Source organism: Salinibacter pepae (assembly GCF_947077775.1).
GTDB classification, from domain to species: Bacteria; Bacteroidota; Rhodothermia; order Rhodothermales; family Salinibacteraceae; genus Salinibacter; species Salinibacter pepae.
On record NZ_CAMTTE010000001.1, the window covers coordinates 2,670,332 to 2,690,596 of the forward strand.

Below are 20,265 nucleotides of genomic sequence, written 5' to 3' on the forward strand. Positions count from 1 at the left end.
GCTGAGTGGGGCAATGGGGGGCGTTGGGCGACTGACCCGGTTCAGCGGTCCGTGTGCGCGGCCTGTAGGCACGAATGCACAATTCGACACTCGCATCTCGAAACTCGACACTGATCTGATGGAGACGCAAGGCGTTGGCACCCAAGATATGGACGTATTGCGGTTTACGACCGCGGGGAGCGTCGACGACGGCAAGAGCACGCTCATTGGGCGGCTCATGTACGACACGCAGGAGATCTTCGAGGAGAAGATGGAGGAGATCGAGCGCAACACCCAGCGGGAGGACGAGGAGCTGGAGCTGGCGCTCCTGACCGACGGCCTCCGCGCGGAGCGGGAGCAGGGCATCACGATCGACGTGGCCTACCGGTACTTCTCCACGCCGGAGCGGAAGTTCATTATTGCCGACACGCCGGGCCACGAGCAGTACACCCGCAACATGGTCACCGGCGCCTCGACGGCGGAGCTGGCCGTGGAGCTGATCGACGCCCGGAACGGGGTGCTGGAGCAGACGCGGCGGCACGGGTTCATCACCTCGCTGCTGCAGATCCCCCACGTCATCGTGGCGGTCAACAAGATGGACCTGGTCGGCTACAGCGAGGCGCGCTTCCGCGAGATCGTGGCCGAGTACGAGGACTTCGCCGACAACCTGGACGTGCAGGACATCACGTTCGTCCCGATCTCGGCCCTGAAGGGCGACAACGTGGTGCACCACTCCGACAACATGCCGTGGTACGAGGGCTCGACCCTCCTGCACCGCCTGGAGAGCGTGCGGACGGAATCGACGCGCAACCAGGTGGACTTCCGGTTCCCGGTCCAGACCACGATCCGGCCGCACCAGGACTTTCGGGGCTTCGCCGGGCAGGTGGCGTCGGGAAAGGTGCGACCGGGGGAAGAGATTACGGTGCTCCCGTCCGGCTACACCTCGGAGGTGGACACGATTACGACCCTGGACGGGGATCTCGACGAGGCGGGGCCCGGCGAGTCGGTGGTGCTCTCGCTGGAGGATGAGATCGACGTCAGCCGCGGGTCGATGATCGTGCGAAGCCGCAACAAGCCGGACGTGACGCGGCAGCTGGACGCCGACCTCTGCTGGATGAACGAGGAGGCCATGCGCCAGGACCGCCCCTACGTCCTGCAGCACACCACGCGCCGGACGCAGGCCTACGTGTCGAAGATTGTCTACCGCACCAACGTGGAAACCTTTCACCGGGAGGAGGCCGACACCTTCGAGCTCAACGACATCGGGCGGGTGGAGATCGAGACCGCCGACCCCCTGTTCGTCGACCCGTACAAGCTCAACCGGGCGACGGGCAGCTTCATCCTGATCGACCCGGACACCAACGACACGGTGGCCGCCGGCATGATTCGGGGCGTGGCCGAGGACGTGACGCCGTTCGGCCAGCAGGCAGAGCCGCAGGCGGAGGACGAGGCGGAGAGCTCCCCGAACGTCACGTGGGAGGGGCTTCAGATCCCGCGTGAGGAGCGCGAGAAGCAAAACGGGCACAAGGCAGGCGTCGTGTGGCTGACGGGCCTGTCCGGCGCCGGGAAGTCCACCATCGCGAAGGCGGTGGAGGAGCGCCTGTTCGACGCGGACGTGCAGACGATGATGCTCGACGGGGACAACGTGCGGCACGGCCTGAGCGGCGACCTCGGCTTCACGCCCGCCGACCGCACAGAAAACATCCGTCGCGTCAGCGAGGTGGCGCGCCTCTTCTTCGAGCAGGGCAACGTGACGCTCTGCTCGTTCGTCTCGCCCTACCAGGAGGACCGCGACCGCGCCCGCGAGCTGCTGCCGGACGACGTCCGCGACCGCTTTTTGGAGGTGCACGTCGATTGCCCGCTGGAGGTGTGCAAGGAGCGAGACACGAAGGGCCTGTACGCGAAGGCCGAAGCCGGTGAGATCGCCAACTTTACCGGCGTTTCCGCGCCGTACGAAGCGCCGGCGGACCCGGACGTGGTGGTCGACACCGACGAGGACGACGTGGAGGCGTGCGTCGATCAGATCGTCGAGGCCCTCGAAGCGCGAGGCATTGTGTAGCCGACTGGGGGAGATGAACGGGGCAGTGATCTTCTTCTGGGGCGCTTCGTTCAGGCCGACAGACTCCTCTTTGTCTCAGACGCCCCGCCGTCATGCTTTCCGAGGCCACTGAGCATCGGCTCCGAAACGTCTTTGCGGATCACCCTGCCGTGCGGGCGGCGTACCTCTTCGGGTCCGTCGCGGCCGATCGCGAACGGGACCGCAGCGACCTTGACCTCGGCATCGTCGTCGATTCCGATCGGTGGGAGCCCACCGACGACAAGGTCCCGCTCATCACCGACTGCATGAAGGCGGCAGGGCGAGACTGGATCGACCTCGTCGTGCTCAACGGCGCCCCCCTCGTACTGCAGTTCGAGGCCGTGCGGCCGAATGTTCTTCTCTATGCCCGGGACGACTTCCATCACGGTCGCTTCTTTTCGAAGGTCGCTCGCATGTACTGGGATTTTGAGCCCCACTTCCGGCGGCAGCGCAAGGCCCTCAAAGAACGACTGCAAGAGAAGGCCCATGGTTGACCCAAACGTGATCCGGCGCCGGCTGCAGAAGCTCAGCGAGTACCTCGATATTCTGAGAACGACGCAACAGCACTCGCGCTCGGAATTCGTCGAAGACCCCTACCTCTACGGAAGTGCTGAGCGATTTCTACAATTGTCGATTGAATCTATCAACGATATGGCCAGCCACGTGGTCGTCGATGAGAACCTCGGGGCCGTGGAGCGGGCTCAGGATTTACCCGACATCTTCGAGTCCGAAGGACTGATCGGGGAGGAGATGCGCGAGCAATGGACCGATATGGTTGGATTTCGGAACGCGCTCGTGCACGACTACCTCGACATTGACCGTGACATTGTATACGAGGCAATTCAACACCGACTCGATGAGATTGAACAGCTCCGCTCCATCTTCTCCCAGTTTCTTTGAGAACCACACCACTTCGACCGAAAGGGTTTCTGATAGCGGGTCGATGTTAAGTGACGGCTTCGTTGTACCACTCCACGAACAGCTTTGTCGTCAAATGTAGCATTCGCTCTGACTCGGAAGCCGCTCGTGTCCGTCGAACGTACCGCGCCAGCTTCTGCCGCAGCCGCCCGAAGAAGCGCTTGTGCACAGGCCAGCTCGCCACTGGACTTTCCGACCTGCCGGTGACTGGAGTCGCCCGCAGAAACTGGGCGATAGGATTTCCAGAAGTCGCTGAAGCTTCGGCCTCGTCGGTAGTCCTTGAGCTGTCGCTCTGTTGAATCCGGCTCCAGAGCCGTGCGCAGGTCTTGGCCGAACGGTCTCCGTGCGCGTTCGCTACGACTTGCCGAGTTCGACGGGCAGAGCCCAAGCCCTGAGCCATCGTTTGTTTGAACGCTTCCGGACATATGTCCAGCATTCGTCAAGCTCAAGGACATCGTTTTCCTCAGCCGGCCTGAGCCCATCGGCTAATGAGCCCATTTCTCGTCTCTTTTTTCGAGCCAATGAGTCAATGCAACAGCGACTGATGCCGAAGATCCGACTGATTGCTCGTTTTGACCCGCGTTCGCGATAAGCCCTGAGGATTTTTTCTTTTTCCTCCTCGGAGTAGCCTCGCGGCTCCAGACCCAAGCACTTTGTGGGCCCCACAATCTTTGCAGTCCTGCTGCTGAGAACCACTGGCGCTGTGGCCGTTCTTCGGCGGCGTCCCGAAGAGCCGCATTCTCTACATTCGTGGGGCTCTTTGATCATCGGACTGGATGGACTGGTGAGCCGGACGTGACGGAATGCAAACAGAGAGCACCACTACTTATTGATCCGCTACCGGTTTTCTTACTTCTTTGAGAAACTGACCGCGTTTCACTTCTCATTCGATAGTCCTTCTCGTGGGTTTGCTTGGCAGTCTCGGCCTCAACGCCTGGATCACCGTTGCCGTCGTCATGGGAGTGGTGGGGGCGCTGATGGCGGACGTTGGGCGCCCGGACCTGGTGCTGCTGAGCGGCCTGTCGGTTCTCCTCGTCTCGGGCGTCGTATCGCCCGACCAGGCGTTCGCCGGGTTCTCCAACGCCGCCGTCCTCACCGTGGGCGCCCTCTACGTGGTGGCCGGGGGTGTGCAGCACACCGATGCCCTGTCGGAGCTCGACCGGGTGCTCTTTGCCGACACCACGCGGCTCGGGCCCGTTCTGGCCCGCTTCATGGTGCCGACCTCCGTCCTGTCCGGGCTGCTCAACAACACGCCCATCGTGGCGATGCTCACGCCGCGCCTGCAGGAGTGGGCCGACGCGCAGAACATCCCGGCGTCGAAGCTGATGATCCCGCTCTCCTACGCGGCCATCACCGGGGGCATGATGACGCTCATCGGGACCTCCACGAACCTCATCGTCGCGGGGCTGATGGAGGCGGAAGGGTACGAGCCGCTTTCGCTCTTCGACGTCACCTGGGTCGGCGTCCCCGCGGCCCTGGTCGTCATTGCCTACTTCGTTCTGGGCGGGCATCGGTTGCTGCCGGACCGCGGCACCTCCGCCCCGGCGGCCGAGCGGCGGCTGGGCCAGAACATGTTCGAGGTCACGGTGACCGCACCGTCCCCCATCGTGGGCCAGACGGTGGCCGAGGCGGGCCTGCGCGACCTCGGCGACGCCTACCTGACGCACGTCCGCCGCGGGACGGAGGTGTTGCAGGGCCGCCCGGGCCGCCCCCTCGAACAGGGCGACGTCCTGGCCTTCAATGGGAGCCTGGCCGCCCGGGAGCGGCTTCTGGAACGCCCCGGCCTCTCGCGCACCCTCCCGGCCCCGGACGGGACCCACGACGACCCCGCCCGCTACGAAACCCTGCCGCTCTACGAGGCGGTCATCGCCGAATCGTCGAACCTGGTGGGCACCACGCTGGGGGAGGCCAACTTCCGCGAGCAGTACCAGGGCGTCGTCCTTGGCATCCAGCGCCAGGACGAGCCGGTGACGAGCCCGGTGGGCACGACGGAGCTGCAGGCGGGTGACCTGCTGATCGTGGAGGCGCCCGGCGACTTCAAGAAACGGTGGAGCAGCGGGAGCCGGGAGGAATTTTACCTCGTGGCGCCCCGTGACGGACGGGCCCGCCAGGGCGGGTCGCCTGAACACGACGACGAAGAGACGGATCGGTCGGGGCGGGCGCCGATTGCCCTCGGCCTGACGGGCGCGATGGTGCTGGCCGCGGCGACGGGCCTGGCCCCCATCGTCACGGCCGCCGTGCTCGCGGCCCTCCTCATGATCCTGGCCGGGTGCATCCGGCCGGCGGAGGCCCAGCGGGCGCTCAACGTGCAGGTGCTGGTCGTCATTGCGGCAGCCCTGGGGATCGGGAAAGCCATCGAGACCACCGGCCTCGCGACGGCGGCGGCCCAGGGGGTGCTTTCCGTCGCCGAGCCGTTCGGGCCCGTGGTCGTCCTCGTGGCCCTCTACCTCTTGACCAACCTGCTCACCGAAATCATCACGAACAACGCCGCGGCGGTGCTGATGCTGCCCGTCGCGATGGCCGCGGCGTCGAGCCTCGGGGTCCCGCCCGTGGCCTTCGGGGTCCTCGTGGCCGTGGCGGCCTCCGCGAGCTTCCTCACGCCCATCGGGTACCAGACGAACCTAATGGTGATGGCGCCCGGCGGGTACCGGTTCAGCGACTACGCCCGCGTGGGCTGGCCGGTGACGCTGCTGGTGATGGGAACGTCGGTGGGCATCATTTCGCTGGTGTGGCTGTAGCCCAATAGGACCGGAAACCCTGAACGGTCCGTTGCGCATTAACACGTACTGGAAAATAGTTGCTTTCTTCCACTGATGCTCCGCGGAAATCGGAGCCGTTTCGCTCGAATGGCCGACCCGCTTGCCTCCTACCGGGACACGATGCGTCGACGGGGCGCCCAGGCCCGCCGCGAGCAAGAGCGGCGCCGCCGTCGAGCACGGAAGACCGCCCGACGGGTTGCCGAGTATCTCCGGCACGCCTACGGCGCAGCCCGCGTCGTGCTGTTTGGGTCCATGGCCGGCGACGAGGTGCCCCTCGGGCCCCAGTCGGACATTGATCTGGCCGTTCGGGGGCTCGACAAGGAAGACTATTTTGAAGCCGTCGCCCGTGTCCAAGACGAGGCGGCTCCATTTCAGGTCGATCTGGTTCGTCTCGAACAGTGTCCCGCGTCGCTCCGGGACGTGGTTCGGCGGGAGGGCCGAGACGTATGACGGAGTCCTATCTCGCTGTCGCGGGCCGCATTCGCCGAGAGGTGGAGCAGATCGAAGACGTCGTCGACCGGGCACAAGCCATCTGGGCCGACGTGGACCTCAATCGCCCGGCGGACCACCGCATCGACGCCGTCGCGCTCAACCTGCATGGGTTCTATGCTGGGCTGGAGCGAGTCTTTAAGATCGTGGCCGAACGGATCGACCAGACGGTTCCGGAGGGCGGAAGCTGGCATCAAGAGTTACTGGAGCAGATGAATACGGAGCTCAACGGGGTCCGTCCCTCGGTCCTCTCAGACGATGCTCGAAAAAAACTGGACCGGTATCGGGGGTTTCGTCACGTAGTTCGCAACGTGTATGCGTTCGAGTTCGACCCTGAGCAACTCGACCTCCTCATGAGAAAATTGCCGGAGACTGCGGAACGTGTCTTTGCGGATCTTCAAGCCTTTGCGGATACTCTTGACCGATTAGCTTCCCAGAACGAGTGATTGAGGCTTGCTAGGGGAGGGAGCCCAAAGCGTAGGAGGGCGAAGAGACGCAGACGCCTCCCGATTCTGTGGGGATTGGAGGCTTCAGCATGGGCGAAGCGCAATCGGATCTCTGAACGATCTGGCACACGACAATTCCATGAACGACACCCTCCTCGTCACTGGCGGGGCCGGCTTCATCGGCTCGGCGGTGGTGCGCCACCTCATTCAGGAGACCGAGGCCACCGTCGTCACGGTCGACGCCCTCACCTACGCCGGGCACCAGGAGAACCTGGCGCCTGTGGCAAATCATCCCCGCCACCACTTCGAGCAGGAGGACATCACCGACGCCCCGGCCATGCACCGTCTCTTCCGCGAGTACGAACCGGACGGCGTGCTCCACCTCGCGGCGGAGTCGCACGTGGACCGCTCCATCGACGGCCCGGCGGCCTTCGTGCAGACGAACGTGGTGGGCACACAGGTGCTGCTGGAGGCGGCGCGGACCTACTGGGAAGACCAGGGCCGGCCCGACGGCTTCCGCTTCCTCCACGTCTCGACCGACGAGGTGTACGGGGAGCTCGGCGAGACCGGCGCGTTCACGGAGGAGACGTCCTACGACCCGAGCTCTCCGTATTCGGCCAGCAAGGCCGGGGCCGACCACCTCGCCCGGGCGTGGCAGCGCACCTACGGCCTGCCGGTCGTCATCACCAACTGCTCGAACAACTACGGCCCGCGTCAGCACCCGGAGAAGCTCATTCCGGTCGTCATCCGCAGCGCGCTGGACGGGGAGCCGATTCCGGTCTACGGCGACGGGACAAACGTGCGCGACTGGCTCTACGTGAAGGACCACGTGCGGGCCCTGCTGCGCGTGCTGACTGAGGGGGAGGTGGGCGACACCTACAATGTCGGCGGGAACTGCGAGCGGGAGAACATTACGGTCGTCCGTCAGATATGTGACATTCTCGACGAGACGCGGCCCGCGGGCAGCACCCTTGAGACCAAGAGCCACCACGACCTGATCACGTTCGTGGAGGACCGGCCGGGGCACGACTGGCGCTACGCCATCGATCCGAGCAAGATCGAGAACGAGCTCGGGTGGACGCCGCAGGTCGGCTTCGAGGCGGGACTGCGCCGGACGGTCGACTGGTACGTGGAGCACCGGGAGTGGGTGCGGGCGGTTCAGGGGTAAGGGGGGCGTTGAGGGTTGGGGGGCTAATTTGACGGTCGGCACGCAGCACGAAATACGCAATACGAAATACGCAATATACGGGTGAGACAAAGTGATGCGTGAACCGTGAAGGGCGAAGAGGGCAGTACGGAGCAACTTGTACGTCACGCATCCCTCCTCACGAGTCACGCCTCACGCACCACGTACGTTGACGAAGCGTCTACGCATCGAAGCGCAGCTTTGACAGGATGAGCACCGACGAAACGGCCCCTTCAACACGCACCCGCAAGGGCATCCTGCTGGCCGGCGGCGCCGGCACACGGCTGTATCCGGCCACCCGGGCGGTGAGCAAGCAGCTCGTGCCCGTCTACGACAAGCCGATGGTGTACTACCCGCTGTCGACGCTGATGCGGGCGGGCATCCGGGACATCCTGCTCATCTCGACGCCGAAGGACCTGCCCCGGTTCGAGGACCTGCTGGGGGACGGCCGCCGGTGGGGCCTCAACCTCCGCTACGCCGAGCAGCCGGAGCCGAAGGGCATCGCACAGGCGTTCACGATCGGGGCCGACTTCATCGACGGGGACGACGTGTGTCTCATTCTCGGCGACAACATTTTCCACGGGGAGGGATTGGGCGAGAAGCTGCGCCGGGCGTCCGGGCAGTCGTCGGGGGGCACCGTGTTTGCCTACTACGTGAACGACCCGGAGCGCTACGGGGTCGTGGACTTCGACACGGCGGGGCGGGCCCTCGCCATCGAGGAGAAGCCCGACGTACCGCCCTCCAACTACGCCGTCACCGGGCTCTACTTCTACGATGCGGGCGTCGTCGACGTCGCCGAGGGGCTGGAGCCGTCCGACCGCGGGGAGCTGGAGATTACGGACGTGAACCGGCATTATCTTCAGCGGGACGAGCTGCAGGTCGAAACCCTCGGGCGGGGCATGGCGTGGCTCGATACCGGCACGCACGACTCGCTGCTGCAGGCGGCGAACTTCGTGCAGACGATCGAGGCGCGCCAGGGCCTCAAGATCAGTTGCCCCGAGGAGATTGCCTGGAGCCAGGGCTGGATCGACGCCGACGACGTGGTGCGGATCGGCCGGTCGATGGACAACAACGCCTACGGCCAGTACCTGCTCGACCTCGTGGCGCGCGTCCGGAGCGACACCACGCCCGCCTCCGCCTAGCCTTTTCTGTGTCCCGGCCCACCCCTCCGATGACCGTTTCCGAGACCTCCCTTCCCGGCGTGCGCCTGATCGAGCCGGACGTCCACACGGACGATCGCGGCTCGTTCGCCGAGCTGTGGAACGTACGGGACTACGGCCACCACGGCCTCGACGTCACGTTCGTGCAGGACAACCTGTCCCGGTCCCGCGAAGGGGTGCTGCGGGGGCTGCACTTCCAAAACCCCCGGCCGCAAGGGAAGCTGATCTCGGTGCTGAAGGGGGCCGTCTACGACGTGGTCGTCGACGTGCGGGCCGAGGCGGATACGTTTGGGGCGTGGGAGGGGCAGGTCCTCTCGGCCGAGAACGCGCGGCAGCTGTACGTGCCGGAGGGCTACGCCCACGGCTTCGTGGCGACGAGCGGGGAGGTGCTCTTCCACTACAAGTGCACCGACTTCTACCACCCGGAGGCCGACCGGACGGTCCGGTGGGACGACCCGGCCCTTGCTATCGACTGGCCGACAGAAGACCCGATTCTTTCGGCAAAGGACGCAGGGGCGCCTGCGCTGGACGAAATCCCCCGCGAGGCCCTTCGGTTTGACAACGTGCGATGACATCGACCCGCAATGCCCGACGCGACCGCCTCCATTCTGCTGCTCGGGGCCACCGGACAGGTGGGCCACGCGCTGAGGCGCACCCTCGCGCCGCTCGGCGCCGTGCACGCGCCGGGCCGCGCCGCAGTGGACCTGACAGACCTGACGTCCGTGCGGGCGGCGGTGCGGGAGTTGGGGCCGGACCTTGTCGTAAACGCGGCGGCCTATACCGACGTGGACGGGGCGGAGGAGGAGCCGGCGCGGGCGGCCCGGATCAACGCCGAGGCGCCCCGCGTGCTGGCCGAGGCGGCCCGGGAAGTGGGGGCCTGGCTTGTGCACTACTCCACGGACTACGTGTTTGACGGGACGAAGCGCGCCCCGTACACCGAGGCCGACGCCCCGAATCCTATCAACGTGTACAGCCGAACGAAGCGGGACGGGGAGGCGGCCATCCAGGCCGTCGGCGGGCGCCACGTCATCTTGCGCACGAGCTGGATGTACAGCCGCCGCCGCTCGAATTTCGTGCGGACCATGCTGCGCCTGGCGGACGAGAACGACCGGCTGACCGTGGTGGACGACCAGATCGGCGTGCCGACCTGGGCGGGCTGGTGCGCGGAGGCGACGGCGTCGGTCTGCGAGCGTCTCCTCGCGGACGACGACATGCCCGAGGCCGGGTGCTACCACCTCGCCGGCACCGGCCAGACGAGCTGGTACGGCCTCGCCCGGGCGGTCTTCGCGCAGTTCGGGCGCACGGACGTGACTGTCGAGCCGGTGTCGTCGGACGAGTACGAGACGGCCGCGCCCCGCCCGGCCTACACCGTGCTCGACTCCAGCCGCGCCCGGGCCGCCTTCGACCTGCCGGACGTAACCTGGACGGCGCAGCTGGCCCGGTTCCGCAAGCGCGTGCGGACTGCCGACGGGGAGCGCGTGGCGCGCGGCTAATGGGCGGGCGGGATTTCGGCGGCGTGCCGGCGAATATTCGAAAAAGTTGTCGGGGACGGGGCGAATTGATTCGCCTTTCTACCCGACGCCACTTACCAAGTACTTCGGATTATCTTTGAGGCTGCCGTAGCGATTTGCGGCGCGGCGGCCATGGCTCGACGCCTCCCGGTCTTTCTGTCATCCGATCGCAGTTGCGATGCGCTGGATCCTCTCGGTGCTTTGTGTGCTTCTCGTGGCCCTGTCCGTCGCGCCCGCCCAGGCCCAGCAGCGCGAGGAGCTTCCGGAGGAGGCGCGGCAGGAGCTGGAGGAGCGGGGCATGACGATCGAGGAGGCGCGCCAGCGCCTGCGGCAGCTCGGCATCGACCCCTCCAACCCGGAGCAGGCCGCCCGCCGGGCCCGTCAGCTGGGCGTGCCGGAGGCGCGCATCCAGTCGCTGCTCCAGGCGGCCCGCCAGCGGCAGGGCCAAGACACCACGGGGGTCGGAATGGGGGAGCGTCAGAGGCCCCGCAACCCGGCCTATCCGGTCCTGTCGGGCACCCCCGTGATTGACCCCGACAGTATTGCAGTCGACCAGCTTCCTCGTGACATTCAGGTCCGCGTGCCGCTGCGGAGCGAGAACCAGATCCAACGGGTGCGGCCCGGCTTCCTCACGGCGGACGGGGACTCGGTGCAGGTGCAAGACGTCCAGCGCGTGCGCGGCTCGGTGATCAACGGCACGTGGCGGGGCACCCTCACGGTCCCTGGAGACACCGACAATGGCACCTGGAGCCTCTTCGTGCAGGCCTCGACTCAAGACACGACCGTCACCCTGGCCACGGGCCGCCGCCTGACGATCCTCCCGGAAGGGGAGCGGCCGGAAGAGAGGCGGCAGCGGGCGGCCCGGGACACGCTCAGGTACTTCGGCTACGACACGTTCGAGACCATCCCGGAGGCCTTTACGCCCCAGCCCACCGGACTGGCCGACGGCAGCTACGTGGTGGGGCCGGACGATGAGCTGCGCCTCACCGTGTGGGGCGGGGCGGAGTTTACGTACGAGCTGCCGGTGGACCAGGGCGGGCGCGTGACGGTCCCCAACGTGGGTCAGTTCACCGTGTCTGGCAAGTCGCTCGGCGAGCTGCGCACGGAGATGAAGCAGTGGCTCTCCCAAAGCTACTCGGGGCTGACGACCGACCCGCCGACGGTCTTCATGGACCTCACGCTCACCCGCGTGCGACCCACGCAGGTCTTCGTGCTCGGGGAAGTGCCCCAGCCCGGGGGCTACATGGTGAGCGGCTACTCGACCGTCTTTAACGCCCTCTACAGCGTGGGCGGCCCGCTGCGCCGCGGGAGCCTGCGCAACATCAGCGTCATCCGCGACGGGGAGGTGGTCGAGACCGTCGACCTGTACGACTACCTCCTGCAGGGCTACAGCCCCGACCCGGTGCAGCTGCAGAGCAACGACTACATCTTCGTCCCGCCGCGCGGGGAGACGGTCGCCATCACGGGACCGGTCAAGCGCCCGGCGTACTACGAGATGAAAGAGGGCGAGACGGTTGCGGACCTGATCGACTACGCGGGCGGCCTCAAGCCGAACGCCTACACCAAGCGCTTCCAGATCGAGCGCATTGTGCCATTCGCCGAGCGGGAGGACCCGTCCGTCGCCCGCGAGGTGCTCGACGCCAGCCTGCAGGCGGCCCGCGCCGACACCGCGCAGGTGCCGCTAGCCGACGGCGACCGCGTCAAAGTCCTGCCCCTCGCGGAGGCCCAGGACCCGGCCGTGAAGGCGCGCGTCGACGCCGCGGAGGTTACGGGGGCGGTGCTCCAGCCGGGGCAGTACGAGATCGGGGACCAGGTGCGCACGGTGAAGGACCTGATCGAACAGGCCGACGGCCTGACGGGCGACGCCTACCGCGAGCAGGCCGACCTCGTGCGGATCGACGATACCCTGAGCGAGACGAGCCAGTCCCTCGACCTCCAGGCCGTGATGGAGGATCGCCCCCAGGCCAACGTCGTCCTGCAGCCGGGCGACAGCCTGCACGTGGCCTCCATCCAGGAGATGCGGGCGGACCGGCAGGTGCGCATCACGGGCCAGGTGCGCGACCCGGGGCAATATCGGTACCGCGAGGGCATGACGGTCCGGAGCCTTCTCCGAAAAGCCGGCGGCCTGACCGACGACGAGTACCTCAAGGACGTCTTCCTGGGCCGGGCCGACCTGTTCCGGGTGTCGCGTGACGGCGACGAGGAGCGGGTGATTCCGTTTCACCTGGGCGACGCGCTGGCGGGGACGGGCATGGCCGACCGCGAGTTGCGCCCCGAGGACGAGATTCGCATCTACCCGGCGACCGTCGAGCGCCTCGAAGAAAGGTTCGTGCGGATCAGTGGCGCCGTGGAAGAGACGGGCCGCTACGCGTTCCGCGACAACATGACGCTCAAGGACGCCATCCTGCAGGCGAACGGATTTGCCGAGGGCGCGTCCCTCCAGCAGGTCACTGTGACCCGGATGGTGGAACGGCGGGGGCAAGAAGGGCGGCGGGCCAGCACCGTGGATGTCCCGCTGATCGAACGGGACGTGGACCCGAAGGACGTCAACTTTTCGGTCCAGGACACGGCCCGGGCCCTGGAGGCCGCCGACAACTTTGACCTGCAGCACCGCGACCGCATCTTTATCCGGGAAAGTCCGTCGTTCCAGCCGCAGGAAACCGTCTCGGTCCAGGGGGAGGTGCAGTACCCGGGCGATTACACGCTGCTGCGCGACAACGAACGCCTCTCCAGCGTCATTCAGCGGGCCGGGGGCGTTCTGCCGACCGGTTACCTGAAGGGCGGGCGCCTCACTCGGCCGGAGGCCCAGGCCGACCAGGACTTTCGGGTGCAGCGGAACGGGGAGCAGCTCATCGTCGAGATGGAGCGGGCCGTGCGGGGGAATCCGGCGGAGGACGTCATCCTGCGCCCGGGGGACGAGATCATGATTCCGACCCAACCGAACACCGTGGCCGTGCGGGGCAACGTGGCGAACGAGGGGCTCATCAAGCACGAGGACGGGCGGCGCGTGGACTACTACCTCGACCGCGCCGGCGGCACGCGCCAGAATACCCAGGATGTATTTCTGACCCAGGCGTCCGGCGCCACCTTCGAAGTCCAGACGGGCTGGTTCCGCCGCACGCCGGTCGTGGACGACGGGGCCGTCATCCGGGTCGAAGAAGAACCCGATCAGGACCAGGAAATTAACTACTCCGAGATCGCGTCCAACGTCACGCAGGTCCTGTCGAGCACGCTGACCCTGATTGTGCTCGCCACGCGGGCCTTCAACTGAAGCGTGGAATAAATCTTGCCTGAAATTACCCTGCATGGACAGTTTGGTCTAGTTATTCCCTTTCCTGTGTGTTTTCATAGACATGGAACTCACAGGGCAGAAGCACAGCCGACGCGCTTCTTTTGCGGTAAATTCCGGGGACGTCTCTGCACGTCGTCTTCCTAGTTCTACGCCTACCTCCAAAATCTTTCGCATGACGTACCTCATCACCGGCGGGGCCGGGTTTATCGGCAGCCACTTGGCCGACCGTCTCATCGACGACGGGCACCGGGTCCGGGTGCTCGACGACCTGTCGACGGGACGCCGATCAAATATTGCCCCCCTCGAAGGCCGCGACGCCTTCACGTTTACGACCGGAAGCGTTCTCGACGAGGAGGTGCTGGACCGAGAGATCGGGGCCTGTGATCAGGTGGTGCACCTCGCGGCGGCCGTGGGCGTGAAGCGCATCCTGGACCGGCCGGTGGAAACGATCCACACCAACGTCGACGGGACGAAAAATGTGCTCCGGCGGGCCGCCGACGAGCAGAAAAAGGTTCTGTTGGCCTCCACCTCGGAGGTTTACGGGAAGGCCATGCAGGAGAACGAGGACCTGAAGGCCCTGTCGGAGACGGACAACTGGACCCTCGGCACGACCAGCAAGCGGCGCTGGGCCTACGCGTGCACGAAGGCGATGGACGAGTTCCTGGCCCAGGCCTACCACGACGAGCACGGCCTTCCGGTGGTGTGCGCCCGCTTCTTCAACACGGCGGGGCCGCGGCAGTCCGGGCAGTACGGCATGGTGATCCCGACGTTCGTGGAGCGGGCCCTGAGCGGGCAGCCCCTGGAGATTCACGGGGACGGCACCCAGACGCGCTGCTTCACGCACATCGACGACGCGGTGGCGTCGGTCGTCCAGCTCCTGCGGTCGCCGGCGGCGGAGGGCGAGGTGGTGAACATCGGGCAGCCGACGGAAATCTCGATTAACGAGCTCGCCGAGCGCATTTTGGAGATGACGGGATCGGGCGCGGCCGTCCGGCACGTGCCGTACGAGGAGGTGTACGGGGACGGATTCGAGGACATGAAGCGCCGGACGCCGGACTGCTCGAAGCTCACCGAGCTTACCGGATACGAGCCCCAACGGACCGTCGACGACATTTTGCGGGACGTCATCGCCGGGGTGCGTGCGGAAAAAGACGAAGAGGCCGAGGCCGCCGCGTAAGATCTGCGCAAATCAGAGGGTAAGATCTGCGCAAATCAGAGGGGAAGCCCCCACTTCCAGAACGCCCCCGCGTTCGCGCCCATCCTTTCTGACTGAGAACGAAAGACAGGCTGTGCTCTCGACTGCATCCCACATGCCGGTGATTGCCTGGGCGGCGGCCGCCGCGTGCCTGTCGGGGGCGGCGACGCTGCTGCTCACGCCCGCGATGATCAAGGCGGCGCATGCGTTCGACTGGCTCGACTATCCGCAGGCGGACCGCTGGCACGCCACCCCGACCGCGCTCATGGGCGGTGTGGCCATGTATGGGGCCGGGGCGCTCGCCCTGCTTCTCCTTGGCCCCCTGGCCGGAGTGGGGATTGACGTCGGACTGATTGGGGGCGGGGCGACGCTGCTCTTTGTCGTCGGCATGGTCGACGACCTGTGGGGCGTGGGGCCCACTACGAAGCTTGCGGCGCAGGTCGGGGCCGCCGTCCTCCTGATGGCCGCCGGGCATGTCTTCGGCCCCGAGTGGCCGCTTTGGGCGTCGGCACCGGTCACCCTGGTCTGGGTCATCGGCATCACCAATGCCGTGAACCTGCTCGACAACATGGACGGCCTCGCGGCCGGCATCGGGGGCATCGCGGCGGTGGCGCTGACGGCCTTCGCGGCGGCGGGCGGGGCGCTGCCGGCGGCCCTGCTCGGCGGAACGGTCGGGGGCGCGGCGCTCGGCTTCCTATGGTTCAACGCGAAGCCGGCCCGCATCTTCATGGGGGACTGCGGAAGCCTGGTCCTTGGGTACGGGGGGGCCGCCCTGGCGGTCATGGGACAGGGGGCGGTGACGGTGGGGCCCGGCGTGGCGGTCCTGGCGCCGATCTGCGCGCTGGCGGTGCCCATCCTGGACACGACGCTCGTGACCGTGGCCCGGACGCAGGCCGGCCGCCCCGTGACAAACGGGGGGCAGGACCACACGTCGCACCGGCTGGTGACGCTCGGGCTGTCGGAGAGCGCGGCCGTGGGAACCCTGCATGGCATGGGCGCGGTCGCCGGCGGGGTGGGGCTGACGGCGCTCGTCGTGGAGCCGACGCTCTTCTATGCCGCTTGTGCCTTCGGAACGGTCGCGCTGGGGGTGATTGGGGGATCCCTGGGGCGCCTCGACGTGTACCGGGCCGCCCGCGTTGGGGGCGACGGGGCGCCGAGTGAGTCGACGAGCCCGTCGTCGAATGCACAATCAGGACAGGGGCGCTGGCAAACCGTGGCGGCCTACCTGGTCGGCGACGGCCTCCTGATTGGCGGGGCGCTTGCGGCCGCGCACGCCCTCGTCGGATCGGGGAGGCTCGGATCGGGCGGACTGGCAGGGGCTGAGGGCGTGCCGATCGTTGAGAGGGTGTTGCTGGTGGGGGGGGTCCAGCTCGCCGTGCTCTACGCGATGGGGCTCTACCGGCGGCTCTGGCGCCACGCCGGCACGCCGGCCATCGCGCGGATCGTCGGCACGATCCTCCTGGCCCAGGCAGCGACCGCGGGGGGGCTGGCCCTCGTGTACGGACTGGGCGCCGTGTCCGCGCCCCTATTGATGGTCGACGGGTTGATCCTTACCCTGGGAATACTGGGAAGCCGACTGGGACTTCGTGGGCTCCAGCGGGGCGCGTCGCTCTACAGATCTCGCGTCGCGCCTGCCGAGTCGACCTCCAACGTGCTTCTCTACGGAACGGGTGAGCGGGGCATGCTTGCCCTGCGGGCGCTCCGAGACGCCGAAGAGACGGACCGCGTGCCGGTCGGGTTCGTCGATCCCGACCCATTGAAACAAGATCAGATTGTTCAGGGACTGCCGGTGTTCGGGGGCACGGGCGCGTGTGCCGACCTGTGCCGGGAGCACGACATCGACGAGGTGATTGTCGCGGTGGGCGACGCGGCCGCCGACCGCGAGCAGGAGGTGGCCCGGCAGTGCGCGGAGGCCGGGGTGGCGTGCCGCTCGTTTGATGTCCACATGAAACCGCTTGGGGCGGGGCGTGAAGACTCTACCCATGGCGAACCCACGCACGGGCCGCCTGCGTGATTGGAAAACGGTACCAGATCTTTTCGATTCCGCATCATCATTCGTCCGACCATGGAGACGCCCAACCTCGACCCGCCGCCCCGCGAGGCCCTCTCGCCAAACGGGATGGCAGAAACGGATCACGTTGAGCAGCCGGCCGCCGCACGGCAGCTCGTGGGCCGGCTCGACGCGACCGAGGCGACCATCGGGGTCGTTGGGCTCGGGTACGTGGGGCTGCCGCTCGCGGCCGAGTACGCGACGCAGGGGTTCGAGACGCGAGGCATCGACCTGGACGAGGACCGCGTCGACTGCCTCAACGCCGGCGACAACTATATCGAGGACCTCGACGACGACGCGATCGAAGGACTGGTGGAGACGGGGCGGCTGCGGGCCACCGCCCACTACGACGGGGGCGACGAGGTGGACGTGTGGTTCCTGTGCGTACCGACGCCCGTGACGGCGACGAACGAGCCGGACCCGTCGTACATCGAGGCGGCCACCCGCACGATCGCCCCGCACCTGCGCCCCGGCCAGCTCGTCGTGCTGAAGAGCACCACCTACCCAGGCACGACGGAGGACGTGGTCGCGCCGATCCTAGAGGAGGAGGGCCCCGACGACCTGACGCTCGGGGAGGACGTCTTTCTGGCCTTCAGCCCCGAGCGCATCGACCCCGGCAACGACGAGTACACGACCGCGAACACGCCGGTGGTGGCGGGGGGCATGACGGAGACCGGCACGGAGATGGCCCGCCGGGCCCTCGGGCAGATCATCGCCGACGTGCATACGGTCTCCGGCCCGAAGGCGGCCGAGATGGAGAAGCTGCTGGAGAACATCTTCCGGTCGGTGAACATCGCCCTGGCCAACGAACTGGCCCAGTTTTGCGAGCGGGTGGACGGCCTGTCGATGTGGGAGGTGGTCGACGCGGCGGCGACGAAGCCGTTCGGCTTCATGCCGTTCTATCCGGGCCCCGGCGTGGGCGGGCACTGCATCCCGATCGACCCGCACTACCTGTCGAAGGTCGCCAAGACGCACGACTTCGAGACGAGCTTCATCACCCTCTCCGCCCAGGTGAACGAGGAGATGCCGCGGCACGTGGTGGACGCGGTGATCGAGACGATCGCCCGCGAGCCGGTGCGGCTGCAGGACGCGGCGGTGCTGGTGCTGGGGGTGGCGTTCAAGGGCAACGTGTCCGACACACGCCGCTCCCCGGCCGACGAGATCATCCGGCTGCTCCGAGAGAAAGGTGTGGGGCAGATTCGGTACCACGACCCGCATGTGGACACCTACGCGGCACCGGGTGCGGACGGCGAGGATGGCCCAACCAAGGTTCCGTCGGTGGAGCTGACGCCCGAGGTGCTGCGGCGGCACGAGGCGACGGTGATCGTAACGGACCACGACGCCGTGGACCCGGGCCTCGTGGCCGAGCATGCGCCCGCCATCGTCGACACCCGCAATGCCCTGGACGGCATCGACGACCCGGCGCTGCGGGAGAAGATCACGCTGCTGGGGGCGGGGTAAGTGGTGGGGCGTGGGGGTTCAGGGGAAAGAGGATAGAGGGAAGGGGGTGAGACGAACCTGGGCGAGAGTCGACGAGCTGAGCGTTATGTCCCAGACATCGTTGCCTTAGCCAAAAGCGTTGACCTCCGTAACCTGCGCGGCGCGTCGGGGACGCTATCGCATGATTCGATGACGGCGGAGGAGATTGATCGGACCCTGTACGAAAGCAGAAAACCCGATGAATGAGGCTGATCCGGCATTAATGGACAAGTAGGGTTTGACCGGCGTTTGGACATCGGGAGGTGCCTCGTTTTTGGTGTGACATTATTCGAGTGAGAGGATGGCACCGTCGGAGCCGGGTGAGTTTGCCCTTACGGATGACCATTTCCATTCGCACGTGCGCCGCCGAATGGAACAACGGGGCGTGTCGAAAGAAGAGGTACGGGGGACGATCAACGCAGGATGGGAGGCGACAGACGCGAAACCGGGCACGGAAGGACGTACCTTGGTGTTTTCGTACGACGCGGTGTGGGAGGGAACGCACTACGACGAGAAAGAGGTCACCGTGTATTTCAAGATTGAGGAGGATGACCTGATTCTTTTGACTGTGCTCGCCCGATACGGAACCGATTTTCCCCGCGAAGGAGGTACACAATGAAGGTAGAATACGACCCGGCGCGTGATCTGCTTTATTTATGGCTGGCCGCACCTGGTACGGCGGCGGCCCGCACAGAGACCGTTTCGCCCGGCGTGCATGCGGATTTTGACCGAGATGGGCGCCTCATTGGACTGGAGGTGCTCGACGCCTCTGACGTGCTTCAGGACAACGTCCAGTTTGAGGTCGATCTCGACATCCCAACGCATGCCACACCAGCCTCCTAAACGGATGCTGAATCTCCCGACAATCGTCACAAGACGCTCATCTGGCGAAGGAGGATCGTCTGAGCGGGGCGGGGATGGTGGCGTGCGTGTCTATAAATCCGATGCAGAAACACCATGACGAAAGAGGCCCTGCGAGAAGAATTGGTTCGCGAACTGGATCATCTGTCGGTCGGGCAGTAGAAGGCGGTGCATCAGCCGATCGACACGTTCAAGGGGGCAACTGTGCAGATGATGCTCAATCAGAGGGCTGTTCGAGACATTCGAGAGTTGCTGTCATCGGTGTCCAAACTGCTTTCGGAGACGACTGAGAAGAGTCAAAAATGGATCGGCTGTAATCGATGGGCGTCTCCGGTGGGGCATCCACGCTCAAACACGTGCTGATATGGACATTGTGTGGACCAAGCACGCTGAAGAACGGCAGGAACAGTGGAACGAGAAGCGGGGAATCACCCGAAACGAGATTGAAGATGTTATCGGCGATCCAGGGCAGGTGGTTTCGGGGCACGGAGACGCCGAGGTTGATCAGAAACGACGGGGACCGGGGCTGATTCGGGTTCCGTTCGTTCGGGAGGGGTCGGAACGGATTCTTCTCACGGTGTATTGGACCAGCGACGTTGACAAATACTGGAACGACTGAGCCCATGAAGGTAACCTATGATTCGGAGGCCGACGTGCTTTGTCTCGTGTTGCGGGACGAGCCGCCCCTCAATGCCGTAGAGGAGCCGAACGGGGTGGTCGTGAGCTACGGAGAAGATGGGGAGCCTGTAAGCGTCGAGTTCTTGAACGCCGCGGCGCGAAACTTGACGACGGCCGATGAGCTGAGCGTTACGGTGCAGACATCGTCCCCTCGGCCAGAAACGACGACCTCATAACCTGCGCGG

Annotated in this window: 17 protein-coding genes and 1 pseudogene; 17 read left to right on the forward strand and 1 reads right to left on the reverse strand. The window is 66.2% G+C overall.

The genetic code is table 11. The features are described from left to right. The first annotated feature begins 118 nt into the window (after window positions 1-118). The 3 genes from cysN to hepT all read left to right on the forward strand — a co-directional run bounded on the left by cysN (window position 119) and on the right by hepT (window position 2,956). Entirely contained in the window at window positions 119-2,038 is a 1,920-nt protein-coding gene (gene cysN, locus OJA40_RS11080) for a sulfate adenylyltransferase subunit CysN (RefSeq protein WP_263810653.1), read from the forward strand. Between the two features lie 92 nt (window positions 2,039-2,130). Continuing rightward, window positions 2,131-2,550 (forward strand): type VII toxin-antitoxin system MntA family adenylyltransferase antitoxin, encoded by a 420-nt coding sequence (gene mntA / locus OJA40_RS11085; protein ID WP_251941211.1) that lies wholly within the window; start codon window positions 2,131-2,133, stop codon window positions 2,548-2,550. Next, window positions 2,543-2,956: a type VII toxin-antitoxin system HepT family RNase toxin gene (hepT, locus tag OJA40_RS11090; protein WP_263810654.1), complete on the forward strand. Its 414-nt coding sequence runs from the start codon at window positions 2,543-2,545 to the stop codon at window positions 2,954-2,956. Before mntA ends, hepT begins: the two co-directional genes overlap by 8 nt. 46 nt (window positions 2,957-3,002) lie before the next feature. Here the strand turns inward: hepT and OJA40_RS11095 are convergent. After that, window positions 3,003-3,742, reverse strand: a pseudogene (locus OJA40_RS11095) (IS1 family transposase). 134 nt (window positions 3,743-3,876) lie between these two features. On the opposite strand from OJA40_RS11095, the gene OJA40_RS11100 reads away from it, so the two are divergent. The 14 genes from OJA40_RS11100 (at window position 3,877) to OJA40_RS11165 (ending at window position 20,256) form a co-directional block, all read left to right on the forward strand. Next, complete coding sequence (locus OJA40_RS11100; RefSeq protein WP_263810655.1) at window positions 3,877-5,712, forward strand: SLC13 family permease; 1,836 nt, start codon at window positions 3,877-3,879, stop codon at window positions 5,710-5,712. Window positions 5,713-5,820: 108 nt separating this feature from the next. Then, window positions 5,821-6,183, forward strand: a complete 363-nt coding sequence (locus tag OJA40_RS11105; protein ID WP_251962928.1) for a nucleotidyltransferase family protein — start codon at window positions 5,821-5,823, stop codon at window positions 6,181-6,183. After that, complete coding sequence (locus tag OJA40_RS11110; protein ID WP_251962927.1) at window positions 6,180-6,668, forward strand: ribonuclease toxin HepT-like protein; 489 nt, start codon at window positions 6,180-6,182, stop codon at window positions 6,666-6,668. Before OJA40_RS11105 ends, OJA40_RS11110 begins: the two co-directional genes overlap by 4 nt. Window positions 6,669-6,807: 139 nt before the next feature. Continuing rightward, window positions 6,808-7,836, forward strand: coding sequence for a dTDP-glucose 4,6-dehydratase (rfbB, locus tag OJA40_RS11115; RefSeq protein ID WP_263810656.1), 1,029 nt, complete (start codon window positions 6,808-6,810; stop codon window positions 7,834-7,836). A 227-nt stretch (window positions 7,837-8,063) separates the two neighbouring features. Continuing rightward, window positions 8,064-8,996 carry a glucose-1-phosphate thymidylyltransferase RfbA gene (gene rfbA, locus OJA40_RS11120; RefSeq protein ID WP_263810657.1) on the forward strand — a complete coding sequence of 311 codons (933 nt, stop codon included), beginning with the start codon at window positions 8,064-8,066 and terminating at the stop codon, window positions 8,994-8,996. A gap of 29 nt (window positions 8,997-9,025) precedes the next feature. Further along, window positions 9,026-9,586 (forward strand): dTDP-4-dehydrorhamnose 3,5-epimerase, encoded by a 561-nt coding sequence (gene rfbC, locus OJA40_RS11125; RefSeq protein ID WP_263810658.1) that lies wholly within the window; start codon window positions 9,026-9,028, stop codon window positions 9,584-9,586. A gap of 12 nt (window positions 9,587-9,598) precedes the next feature. Further along, on the forward strand, window positions 9,599-10,507 hold the full coding sequence (gene rfbD / locus OJA40_RS11130) for a dTDP-4-dehydrorhamnose reductase (RefSeq protein WP_263810660.1): 909 nt from the start codon (window positions 9,599-9,601) through the stop codon (window positions 10,505-10,507). 196 nt (window positions 10,508-10,703) lie between these two features. Continuing rightward, entirely contained in the window at window positions 10,704-13,796 is a 3,093-nt protein-coding gene (locus tag OJA40_RS11135; RefSeq protein WP_263810662.1) for an SLBB domain-containing protein, read from the forward strand. A gap of 193 nt (window positions 13,797-13,989) precedes the next feature. Further along, entirely contained in the window at window positions 13,990-14,994 is a 1,005-nt protein-coding gene (locus OJA40_RS11140) for an NAD-dependent epimerase/dehydratase family protein (protein WP_263810663.1), read from the forward strand. 133 nt (window positions 14,995-15,127) lie between these two features. Beyond that, a complete protein-coding gene (locus OJA40_RS11145) occupies window positions 15,128-17,026 on the forward strand; it encodes a hypothetical protein (RefSeq protein WP_263810664.1) in 1,899 nt (632 codons plus the stop codon). Window positions 17,027-17,077: 51 nt separating this feature from the next. Continuing rightward, on the forward strand, window positions 17,078-18,523 hold the full coding sequence (locus OJA40_RS11150; RefSeq protein WP_263810666.1) for a nucleotide sugar dehydrogenase: 1,446 nt from the start codon (window positions 17,078-17,080) through the stop codon (window positions 18,521-18,523). A 319-nt stretch (window positions 18,524-18,842) separates the two neighbouring features. Then, entirely contained in the window at window positions 18,843-19,160 is a 318-nt protein-coding gene (locus tag OJA40_RS11155; RefSeq protein WP_263810667.1) for a DUF4258 domain-containing protein, read from the forward strand. Then, window positions 19,157-19,384 carry a DUF2283 domain-containing protein gene (locus OJA40_RS11160; protein WP_183956682.1) on the forward strand — a complete coding sequence of 76 codons (228 nt, stop codon included), beginning with the start codon at window positions 19,157-19,159 and terminating at the stop codon, window positions 19,382-19,384. The genes OJA40_RS11155 and OJA40_RS11160 overlap by 4 nt, the downstream gene beginning before the upstream one ends. A gap of 641 nt (window positions 19,385-20,025) precedes the next feature. Beyond that, a complete protein-coding gene (locus tag OJA40_RS11165; RefSeq protein ID WP_162891514.1) occupies window positions 20,026-20,256 on the forward strand; it encodes a DUF2283 domain-containing protein in 231 nt (76 codons plus the stop codon). Window positions 20,257-20,265: the final 9 nt, after the last annotated feature.

Excerpts from the sequence above, each read along its gene's own strand:
- cysN (WP_263810653.1), top strand. The coding sequence starts at position 119 with ATGGAGACGCAAGGCGTTGGCACCCAAGATATGGACGTATTGCGGTTT.
- mntA (WP_251941211.1), top strand. The coding sequence starts at position 2,131 with ATGCTTTCCGAGGCCACTGAGCATCGGCTCCGAAACGTCTTTGCGGAT.
- hepT (WP_263810654.1), top strand. The coding sequence starts at position 2,543 with ATGGTTGACCCAAACGTGATCCGGCGCCGGCTGCAGAAGCTCAGCGAG.
- OJA40_RS11105 (WP_251962928.1), top strand. The coding sequence starts at position 5,821 with ATGGCCGACCCGCTTGCCTCCTACCGGGACACGATGCGTCGACGGGGC.
- OJA40_RS11110 (WP_251962927.1), top strand. The coding sequence starts at position 6,180 with ATGACGGAGTCCTATCTCGCTGTCGCGGGCCGCATTCGCCGAGAGGTG.
- rfbB (WP_263810656.1), top strand. The coding sequence starts at position 6,808 with ATGAACGACACCCTCCTCGTCACTGGCGGGGCCGGCTTCATCGGCTCG.
- rfbA (WP_263810657.1), top strand. The coding sequence starts at position 8,064 with ATGAGCACCGACGAAACGGCCCCTTCAACACGCACCCGCAAGGGCATC.
- rfbC (WP_263810658.1), top strand. The coding sequence starts at position 9,026 with ATGACCGTTTCCGAGACCTCCCTTCCCGGCGTGCGCCTGATCGAGCCG.
- rfbD (WP_263810660.1), top strand. The coding sequence starts at position 9,599 with ATGCCCGACGCGACCGCCTCCATTCTGCTGCTCGGGGCCACCGGACAG.
- OJA40_RS11135 (WP_263810662.1), top strand. The coding sequence starts at position 10,704 with ATGCGCTGGATCCTCTCGGTGCTTTGTGTGCTTCTCGTGGCCCTGTCC.
- OJA40_RS11140 (WP_263810663.1), top strand. The coding sequence starts at position 13,990 with ATGACGTACCTCATCACCGGCGGGGCCGGGTTTATCGGCAGCCACTTG.
- OJA40_RS11145 (WP_263810664.1), top strand. The coding sequence starts at position 15,128 with ATGCCGGTGATTGCCTGGGCGGCGGCCGCCGCGTGCCTGTCGGGGGCG.
- OJA40_RS11150 (WP_263810666.1), top strand. The coding sequence starts at position 17,078 with ATGGAGACGCCCAACCTCGACCCGCCGCCCCGCGAGGCCCTCTCGCCA.
- OJA40_RS11155 (WP_263810667.1), top strand. The coding sequence starts at position 18,843 with ATGGCACCGTCGGAGCCGGGTGAGTTTGCCCTTACGGATGACCATTTC.
- OJA40_RS11160 (WP_183956682.1), top strand. The coding sequence starts at position 19,157 with ATGAAGGTAGAATACGACCCGGCGCGTGATCTGCTTTATTTATGGCTG.
- OJA40_RS11165 (WP_162891514.1), top strand. The coding sequence starts at position 20,026 with ATGAAGGTAACCTATGATTCGGAGGCCGACGTGCTTTGTCTCGTGTTG.